Source organism: Pseudomonas sp. RA_105y_Pfl2_P56 (assembly GCF_963970845.1).
GTDB lineage: Bacteria > Pseudomonadota > Gammaproteobacteria > Pseudomonadales > Pseudomonadaceae > Aquipseudomonas > Aquipseudomonas baetica_A.
The window spans coordinates 84,153-93,606 of record NZ_CAXAPL010000025.1 but is presented as its reverse complement, the minus strand read 5'-3'; the positions used below and the strand labels follow the sequence as shown (position 1 = coordinate 93,606).

Below are 9,454 nucleotides of genomic sequence, written 5' to 3'. Positions count from 1 at the left end.
TGGTCTGGACAGACAAGAAACTGGGAGCCGATGGGCACTGTGATGTTGAACCCGGATCGGCAGCAGCAGACCGAGAAAAGAGCGGCATAGTTAGACGGCGACGCGACAACAACCTTGAAAAACGCCGACAATGCAGCCCAGTGCCTTGACGGTAAAGCCCGAAGTGCTAATGTGAGAGGTTGGATGCTGCCAGGTATTTTTATTATTTTCCAGTTGAAATTCTGCAACGGGTTGTCCAGCTTTTTGTCCTGGTACAATAGGGCCAATTTTATAAAACACCAGTTTCAGAGACGCTACCATGGGTTGTTTGCTAAATGTTCCATTAACCCCGCAGAGACCTTCGTAATCTCCAGTCACCACCGGATAGTAGTCGTTCGTGCACGAGCTCCTACTGGATCCATAAACTGCGTAGCCAATGCCGGTATTTGCTGTGCCGAATTTGTAAATATTGAGGCCGTTGATGGGGGCGCCAGGCGTCCCCAACGCTTTGATATATACAGCTTGATATGTAAAACCTGTGGTACACGAGAATGTATTCACTGGGGGGCTAACGACCACTGTGCCTATTTCAGCGCCGATGGGCGTGTCCTGTCGCACCGTCATGTCGGGTAGCTTCAGCAAGGTTTCCTTGGTAAGCGTTGTACAAGTCGCAGCGTTCGCGGCAGGCGCCGAGTAGCAAGCTATCAGTGTAAGCAGCGTCGCGCCGAGGTTTCGATAATTTTTGGTAGCGGTATACATGGGCGATTTTCTCATTTAGCAGTTTTTCAGAACGTTGCACGGCTAGCAATCTGCAGCTTATTAAAAGCTGACTAGAGCGGTTCATTGGCCCCGACATGTATTCCTTTCGCTGGCTTGTCGTTGTACTCAAGGCAAGCAAATCAACGTTTCGCGCTCATAGTTCAAAGATTTGTTGCGCTCAGGCAGCGAGTAGTTCGCTTGGCATTGCTGGCCTGCCCACTTGATGGTGAGTGTGGCGCTCGAGTCCTGAACCAAAGCTAGGGCCTTGCCGTTAGGGTCGCTGATTGCGATCTGTTTGCCTGTTGCGTCTTCTAGAGCAGCACCAAACGGCAAGCGATGGTGAGCGCTGTCGAACAACTCGAACTGCACCCGCTGCCCGGTCTGGGACGAGTAACGCACCAGCACTGCGGAGCCCCGTCGGGGCACGACTTGCTGGGTGGCGTTTTCGATTTCGACGTCGGCTCCGAAATCGCGCGTGTCCAGGCTAATCCAGTTCACCCGGTAGGGTTGCGTGTTGGGGATCACGGCAAAACCATTCGAGCCGGTTTCAGTGCCATTGTAGTTGTCGATTTTAACGCCGCCCGGTACGCCCGGGACTTCGGCCAGGGCAAAGGTCTCGCCGAGCGTTTGTCCCAGGTTGATGCCGCCTGCGTGGGCCACCACCGAGCCTGCGAGGTTGAGGTTCTGCGAGCTGAAGCCGCGCCCTTGGCTATACCCGATGTTGGCATCGATGAATGAGTTGCGTGTGCTGATGCTCGCCGAGCCGCTGTTGCCACCAGTGCTGCTGTTGCCAGCTTGAACGGAATAGTAAGTGTCGCTGTTTTCCGACAGGTAGCCATTCACGCCAAACTGAGTATTGTTACCGGATTCTTGTGTATTGGTCGAAATGAACGCCCGTGGTGCACGCGGCGTGGAACCCAAAGGGAACGAGAGTGAGAGGTTGACTTGAGTATCGTCGCTTGATGGTCGGCCCGCACCCACGTCCTTGGTGTGGGTGACGCCAAGATTGTAGGACAGGTCGCGCCAGCTATTGCTGTAACCGCTGGACAGGCTCTGCGTGCCGCCCCGCCCCCAGTAGCGTTGGTCGGTGGCGTTCAGATAAATACTGCCAAATCGCTGGTTGTGCCCCAGGCTCTGGCTGACCGTGATATCGGTCCGCGTCTTGGAGTTGCCGCTGCGGTTGTCCGTGTAGCGTTGGTTTTCCACATGTTCGGACAAGGTGCGGTAGCCCTCAGTGGAGTAACGATAGGCGGCGAGGGTGAAGTTGGTATTGGTGCCGGTAAAGGTCTTGGCATACAACATGCGCACACTGCTGCCCTGGGTAGACTGGTCGCGGACCTGGCTGGAAGAGTGGGTGAGATCGAACGAAAAGGCGCCGATGTCAGTGTTGCGGCCCATGCCCAGAGACATCGCCTTGAAGTTGTCTGAGGCCTGCATGCCGATAATGCCAGTCAAATTGCCGCTGATGCCGTAGGCCAGTGTACTGCTGAAGAATTTCGGGGTCGCCAGCCCTTCGGCGTTGCTGTTGTATTTGCCCGCCGAGATGCTGTATTTGACCTGTCCCTCGCGAACCATGATCGGCAGGCTGGAGAATGCTTGTCGGGTTTCTCGGCGGCGGCCGTCAGCCTCGATGATCGTCACCTCCAAGTCGCCGTTGGAGCCACTGGGGTAGATGTCGTTGATCTCGAACGGGCCTGGCGGCACGCTGGTGGTGTAGAGGACGTAATTGTCCTGGCGGATCTCGACGGTGGCGTTGGTTTCTGCCACGCCTCGAATCACCGGAGCATAACCACGCTCGCTGTCAGCACGCATCCCTTCGTCGGAGCCCAGTTTTACCCCGCGAAAACGCACGCTGTCGAACAGCTGTGAGTCCGAGAAAATGTCGCCGGCGCTGAACTGGCTTTTCAGTAAGGTCACGTCGTGCTGAACATAGCTGCGGTTACTGGTGAACGAGTTCGATTCACCTGTGCGGCTGCTGAAGTTCGACTCGTTGCGCAAGCGCCAGCCGCCCAGGTTTATGCCGTTGCGCAGACCAAGGTTATTGGAGACCGTTGTCGACGCGTCCGTGTTGTTGCGGTTGCTGCTCAACTGGTAGTTGACGAAGGCTGCCGACACGCCTGCATCCCAAAGGGCGGGGTCGACATAACCGCGCCGGCCCCGCAGCATGGCCCGCTGTGGTACCGTGATGGACAGGCGCAGGCGGCTGGGGTCGTAGTTGACTGTGGCTTTGTCTATCAGGCTCGGCAGGTCGTAACAGGTCTGCGGCGCGTCGGGTTTGAGCTGGCCGTCTGTTTGCAACTTGCTCATATCGACGCCCAGTTGTTGCACGATGTCCAAGGTCAGGCAGGCTTGGACTTTATTGGAGTTGGTAGCCTTGCGAAAGTCAATGTCTCGTTTGCCCACAATTACTTCGTTGCTGTAAATGTCGACCCTATAGTTGCCAGGTAATACGTTACTGTTGGCGAGCAACAGGTCCAGGTCTACAGCGGAGCCAGCGTTCTGCAAAAACTGAGTATTGTACTGCGCAACTTTTGGCGCTGCGGGGATACCTTCCGCTTCGCTGGCTTTGGTCAGTTGCGGGAGGCCGAGCGCGATGGCTAGATACAGTGAATTTAAACCTGCTCTCTTTGGAAAAGGCTGTTTGGTCAAGTCACTGGCGTTTCTGCGGGGGTATAGATACATGCCCAGACCTTTTCGCTACAGGGATAAATTGAGCTTTTATTGAATTAAGAAGGGTCCGACGTTCGTGAATGTAATTTTTATACTGCGCTATGGTGCGGGCGTAGCACTTGTCTCAGCGTTACGTGACACGTTCGCGGTATAGTGATCTTGGGCGCCGTAGTCATTAATACTTAGAAAATCCAATTTCACTGAGCTGGAGCTATTCAGCGTTTTTAGCGCAAACGTTGTATGTTGCCCCGGCGCAATCATGGTCGAGTCGAAGGGCTGTTCCGTTGTGGAACCTGAGGTCAGCGTCAGTTTCGCGAGGGATACATGATAAAGGCTGGCATTAGTGACTTGTAACACCGCATGCCCATCTTTTTCGCCCAGTCGCCACAACAATTGTGTAGGCGCTAAATAGGCTTTAGACGTTAGTCCAGTGGGGCGGAAAAAAACCTTAATACGCTGGCGTACAGCCAGCTGCAGCGTGTTTGCGGACGCAGACGCTTGAGGGATTTCCTGCACGTTGAGCCATACAACAGACTCTTTATCGGCGGGCATACCGGCACCTTCATAGATCACCCTGAGCAACTGTTGCTGCTTGCCCGCTATCTTGGCTAGCGGGGGCGTGACGGCAAAAGGCGCAGAGCCAGTCTTGGGATCATCACTGTCGATCCATGACTGAATCAGCAGATCATCGCCGTTATTGCGCACTTTGATGTTAGTTTCTTTATGCTCGCCGTCGAACACCAAGCGTGTGGCGCTCAGTGAGATGCTAGCGCTGGCTTGTACCGCGATCAGCAGGCACTGCAAGCCTAGGCATAAGGAAATACGACGAGATTTGAACATTTTTAAGCTGCCTGACAGATAAAAAAAAGGGCGGGACTGTAAAGCCCCGCGCAATGCAAGCCTGTTGCGTGTTACTCGTATTGCAGGATGAACGGCAGGGTGGCGTCGCCACGGCCGGCAACGGCTGTTTTGACATCGCCAGTGGTGACGTAGGCGGCGGAGAATTTGAGGTTTGCGCTGCCGTCTTGAAGGGTGTTTTCGATCTTGGCGGCTGTCGGCGAACTCAGGTCGATCTGATCGCCATTAGCGTCCAGCAGTGCGATCCCGATGTTCTTGGCGGCGTTTATGCCTTCAGTCAATTTCAGCACTTTGGTGCCGGTCACGATGCCTGACCCTGCGCCGCTGGTTGGTTGAAAAATCATTGCTACTTTGGTACCGGCGTTGCAGCTGATCTTCAGGTTGAAGTCTTCTGCGAGGAGTTTGCCGCTGCCTTTAGGTGCGGAGGCAGTGCCCATGTCTTTAATGGATACCTCGCCCAATGAGACAGAAATATTTTTATTCAAACCAATATCTTCAATTGAACAGGCGTCGTTGTTAATCATGCCGCTAAAGTTGATAGTGCCGCTGCCAGCTTTGGTGGGAGCTACAGGATCGGCTGCAAAAGACTGACCAGCCGCAGCAAGCATGGAGAGTGTCAGCAGTGTCAATGAAATCTTTTTCATGTAATTATCCATTTTAACGGGGAGTAATGTGTCGTTGAATGCCGAGGCGAGATTACGGCGGAAGGTGCGCAGGTAACATCAGACGATTCTTAAAATTGCAGTTCGGGAGAGTTGTAGGTTTTAACGCTATTGGTTGTGTCGATAATTTTGTTTGGTAGTTGCAATGTGGTACGGTTTTGAGTATTGAAGTTTAAGGGGTGCCTGGTGTTTTTATGTGGGCACTTTAATTTCATTGTCGGGGTGTAGATTTATTGACCAAGTTGCGCTTGTGAGTCATGCTGTTTTCGTTTGCTCTGAAAGTGTTGGTCAAAAACTTCGATTCGGTAAACTAGTGTTGATGAATCAATGTTTTGGCGACGCCCCAGTCTGATCAGTTCGCAACGGTCTAGCAGTCAATGGCAGTTTTGCTGCGATGCGTAATGGGCCGGGGGGCTTAAGAATATGCTGGCTCGGGGGAAGGGGGGGAGCGGAAGTAATGACATCCTCATGGCAAGTAGCGGATGTCGGGCCTGGTCAGCGACGGACACTTGATAGTTTTTCAGGTCATTTTGAAAAGACATGGGGCACGCTCATAGGCGTGAGCACCCCTCGGCATTTGGTTTCCAATGTACCTGTAGCTAAGAAGTCGGCAGCATAAGCACACTAGCTGAAAATATTGTTTTCCAGACAATACGTCAGTAAGTCCTGGTCGCTGGTTACTTCAAGCTTGCGCATGCCGGCATTTTTTTGCGAACTGATGGTTTTGACACTGCGCGAGAGGTTGCGCGCAATCGTGCTGACGCTCTGCCCTAGTACAAACATGCGTAACACTTCATATTCTTTCACGGACAGCTTCGACAGTCGGTCATCCAGCGCTACCTTCGGTGCCATCACACAGGTCGGCTCGGGCTGGGAACTGCGGAACGAGCGACCTTGGGCGACGGCCATGAGCGCCTGTTGAATGTCGTGATGCAGCTGGTTTTTCTGAATCACGCCGACGACGCCCAACTCATGCAGCCGGGTGAGTATCAGCGGATTGGAAATCATCGTCAGGAGCAAGAGTTTCACTTCCGGGAAATGTCGCCGCAGGTACGCCACCAGTTTGAGGCCATCACCGTAGGGCGAATCTGCGGGCATATTGAAATCGGTGATCACTAGGTCAACGGACTGGCGCTGCAGCAGGTCGATCAACTCATTGGAGCAGATCGCTTCGCCGACCACACCAAAGCGTTCGTCGCGTTCTATCAGCTCACGTACACCCAATAAGACGATGGGGTGATCATCGGCGATCACGACGTTGAGAGTTGCCATGTTTGGCCTTTTTTCTGGAGTGGGGAAAATACAATCGGTCATGTCAGAGCGTCGAGCATTGCTGCCAGCCGCCCGAGCACCGTCTCGGTTTCGTGGATCAGGGCCGGAGTAAGCGTTGCGCCGGCCAGTTGATTTTCCAGGGCCACGCAGCTATCCGACAGATTGTCGGACTGCACGGCGCCCAAGGCGCCGGCCATGCTGTGCAGACGCTGGGCTACTGCTGCGGCATCGTTGTGCTCAAGCGCGGCCTTGGTTTTATCAATGTCCTGCTGCATCGTACTGAGGAACAATGTACGCATCCTGGGTGACAGTTGCGGCGGGTTATCGCTTGGCTGCGTGTCGAGGGCGACGCTGCTGACAGTAGCGTATGACGTGCGCGGCGCCCGGCAGTGTTTGAGTAACTGGGTACGCAATAGGCGCAGGTTCAACGGCTTCACCAGCCAGGCGTTCATCCCGGCGGCGGTGCAGCGCTCGCCTTCGTCACGCAACGCATTGGCCGTCACGCCGATGATGGGCACGTCTGGGTCGATCCTGCGCAACGCCCTGGTCAACTCGTAGCCATTCATGGTCGGCATGTTGATGTCGGTCAGCACCATGTCGAATACGCCGGGCGTCCATTGGTGCAACGCCTGCTCGCCATTGCTCGTGGCCACCACCGTACAGCCCAATGCTTCCAGTTGTTCCTTGATGATCGCCTGGTTGATCGGATTGTCCTCGGCCACCAGGATATTCAGCCCCAGTCTTCGTGCTTGTTCTGCTTGCGCGGCCGGCGGCTGCATGCTGCTGCCGTGTTGAGCAAAGCTGACCGCCCAGGCAATCGCCCGCACATCATGGGCATCCACTCTCCAACCCTCGGCGCTGTATTCCGCCGGGTTGGGGCCTCCAGCGGTGGCGATCACGCGGGCGCCGTGCCAGGACGGCTCGTGGTCGGGCGAAAGCATCTCCAGCAGGAGCGAGGCAGGTGCGAGCTGATGTTTCAGGTCCTGGGTGACGATGCATGTTTGCTGGCCCAATCTATTGAGCCAGCTGCAGATATGCTGCGCCAGTTCCGGCGCAGGCGCCTGTACATACAATATCGGTGTGCTGGGCGGGAATACGGGGCAGTCACCGAGGGGACCGGCCACGCAGGGGAGGTCCAGTGACAGCGAGAAGCTGCTGCCCAGACCGGGTTCGCTGATGACTTTCAAGTGCCCGCCCATCAACTCGCACAACCACCAGCAGATCGCCAGGCCCAGGCCTGCGCCCGCTTCGCTGGAGGCGTCGCGCACCTGATAAAACGGGTCGAACAGCTGGGTTTGTTGCGATTGCGAGATGCCGATGCCCGAGTCACTGACTTGCCACTGCAGGCTCGCAACGTCGGTAGCATCGTCCAGTACCTGAAGCCGCACCACCACTCGGCCGCTGTCGGTGAACTTGATCGCATTGCTCAGCAGGTTATTCAGAATCTGCCGTATCCGCAGCGGGTCTCCACGGACCAGATCGGGAACTGACGCATCAATGCACGCGTAAAGCTGCAGGCCCTTGGCCTGCGCGAACGCGCAGTACGCACGCAAGGTGTCTTCGGTCAGCGCCAGAGGGCAGAACGCCTGCTCCTCGATGCTCATCTGCCCGGCTTCGATCTTGGACACATCGAGCACGTCGCTGATCAGCTGGAACAGCGTGGCCGACGAGCGCTGGATGGTGCGCAGATACTCCTGTTGACGTGGCGCGAGATCCGTCAGCCCGAGCAATTCCAAGGTCCCGAGAACGCCATACAGCGGGGTGCGAATTTCATGGCTCATGGTCGCCAGGAAGCGGGTTTTCGCTGCATTGGCGGAATCCGCCGCCTGCCTGGCGGCTTGCAGCGCGATGGCGTCCTCGATATGCCGCGTTTCATCGTGGAACACGCATATCCAGACCTCCTGGCTGCGATAGTGGGCCGACACGAAAGCTACATGCAAGTGGCGGCCCTCGAACTCGAGTTCGGTCTGACCGGGCTTGGTCAGCGGGTGCTGGTGGTCGAGCGCCGCGATCAACTTGTCACTTTGCTGCCAGGCCTGGATATGTTGGTTTTCCAGCAGCACCTGATGATCCGACCGGCGAACCACGCACAGGCCGGTGGGCGCGGTATCGATGACTGCACGGCTGAATGCCTCGCTCTCGGCAATGCTTGCATGCGCCTCACGTGCCGGGAGGACTACCCGGGACTTGTACCAGCGATTGAACGCCCAGCTGCCGCCGATGCTCGCCAATATCAGTGTCGCCAGGCCGAGCAGCGGCCACCAGGCATAATCGATGAAGTTTTTGAAACCGACGACGTAGACCGCCGTCCAGCGCTGCGGGCCGCTGCTGGAGATCTTGAACACCAGGCCGTCCAGACGCAGGTTCAGGCCGTCGCTCAAGGTCCCGGGCTGCTGCGGTCCAATCAATAATGCGCCGTTGGGCGCGGTGAGGCTGAAGCGGTCGTAGATCGACCACTGCATCATGCGTTCGATGTCATTGATCTGCGCCAGGTTTAGCAACGACGCTACGATCATGCGGGTGCTGGCCCCTGGAATATTCAGCTGGCTCGTCGGCATGTCGAAATTGATATACGCCAATACCGTCGGCGGTGCCGAGCCGATGTGCGAGTCGTAGCGCGCCCAGTGCACACGGCCGTCCAACGCCCCGGGATTGGCGGCATGCAACTGCCGCATGACGTCGGCCATCACCTGGCTGAACGCGCCGCCCTGAATCTGCCCCGCGCCTCGTAGCTGGCCGGCAGCGGGCACTGCGATATCGAATTTGTCCGGCAGATTGAACAGGAACACCTGAGGCGACTGATAATGCGACGCTGACCAGAACGCACTGTAATAACTGGCCAGGTGCGCGCCCAAGACAAAGATATTGTGACGTGCAGCCGGCGCGATCACGGCGGGATCGATTGCCACGCTGAACGGCAGGGAAAATGACAGCTCCTGAACTTTGTGAACGTCGGGACCTTCTTCGGGCAGTGGTTTGTTCGAGTACATCTGCGATCGCTGCGTATTCAACGGCAATCTCTTGGCGCTTTGCTCGGCGATGGCGCTGAGGAAGAGGTCCTGTTCGCCGATATTTTCCGTCAACCTGGCGAAATGATACCGAACCGCGTCCCGCTGCTCCTCAACCATGCGACTCAACCCCCAAAAACTGAGACCGACCAGCACCGAGGCCAGACTACAAAGAACCACCAGGCCTTTATTCATCTGCAAGGCGCTGTCGGTGAGTTTTTTCAAGAGTGGGTAAGGCTGATTCAT

General features: G+C 56.2%; 6 protein-coding genes. All 6 read right to left on the bottom strand.

The window, feature by feature from the left end:
• Positions 1 to 90: 90 nt before the first annotated feature.
• The 6 genes from AACY11_RS17995 to AACY11_RS17970 all read right to left on the bottom strand — a co-directional run bounded on the left by AACY11_RS17995 (position 91) and on the right by AACY11_RS17970 (position 9,454).
• Positions 91 to 738, bottom strand: a complete 648-nt coding sequence (locus AACY11_RS17995; protein ID WP_339495449.1) for a hypothetical protein — start codon at positions 736 to 738, stop codon at positions 91 to 93.
• 126 nt (positions 739 to 864) lie between these two features.
• Positions 865 to 3,312 carry a fimbria/pilus outer membrane usher protein gene (locus AACY11_RS17990; protein WP_339495452.1) on the bottom strand — a complete coding sequence of 816 codons (2,448 nt, stop codon included), beginning with the start codon at positions 3,310 to 3,312 and terminating at the stop codon, positions 865 to 867.
• Between the two features lie 195 nt (positions 3,313 to 3,507).
• Complete coding sequence (locus AACY11_RS17985; RefSeq protein ID WP_339495448.1) at positions 3,508 to 4,248, bottom strand: fimbrial biogenesis chaperone; 741 nt, start codon at positions 4,246 to 4,248, stop codon at positions 3,508 to 3,510.
• Between the two features lie 71 nt (positions 4,249 to 4,319).
• A complete protein-coding gene (locus AACY11_RS17980; protein ID WP_339495447.1) occupies positions 4,320 to 4,910 on the bottom strand; it encodes a fimbrial protein in 591 nt (196 codons plus the stop codon).
• A 642-nt stretch (positions 4,911 to 5,552) separates the two neighbouring features.
• Positions 5,553 to 6,200, bottom strand: coding sequence for a response regulator (locus AACY11_RS17975; protein WP_339495451.1), 648 nt, complete (start codon positions 6,198 to 6,200; stop codon positions 5,553 to 5,555).
• Positions 6,201 to 6,238: 38 nt separating this feature from the next.
• Complete coding sequence (locus tag AACY11_RS17970; protein ID WP_339495446.1) at positions 6,239 to 9,454, bottom strand: hybrid sensor histidine kinase/response regulator; 3,216 nt, start codon at positions 9,452 to 9,454, stop codon at positions 6,239 to 6,241.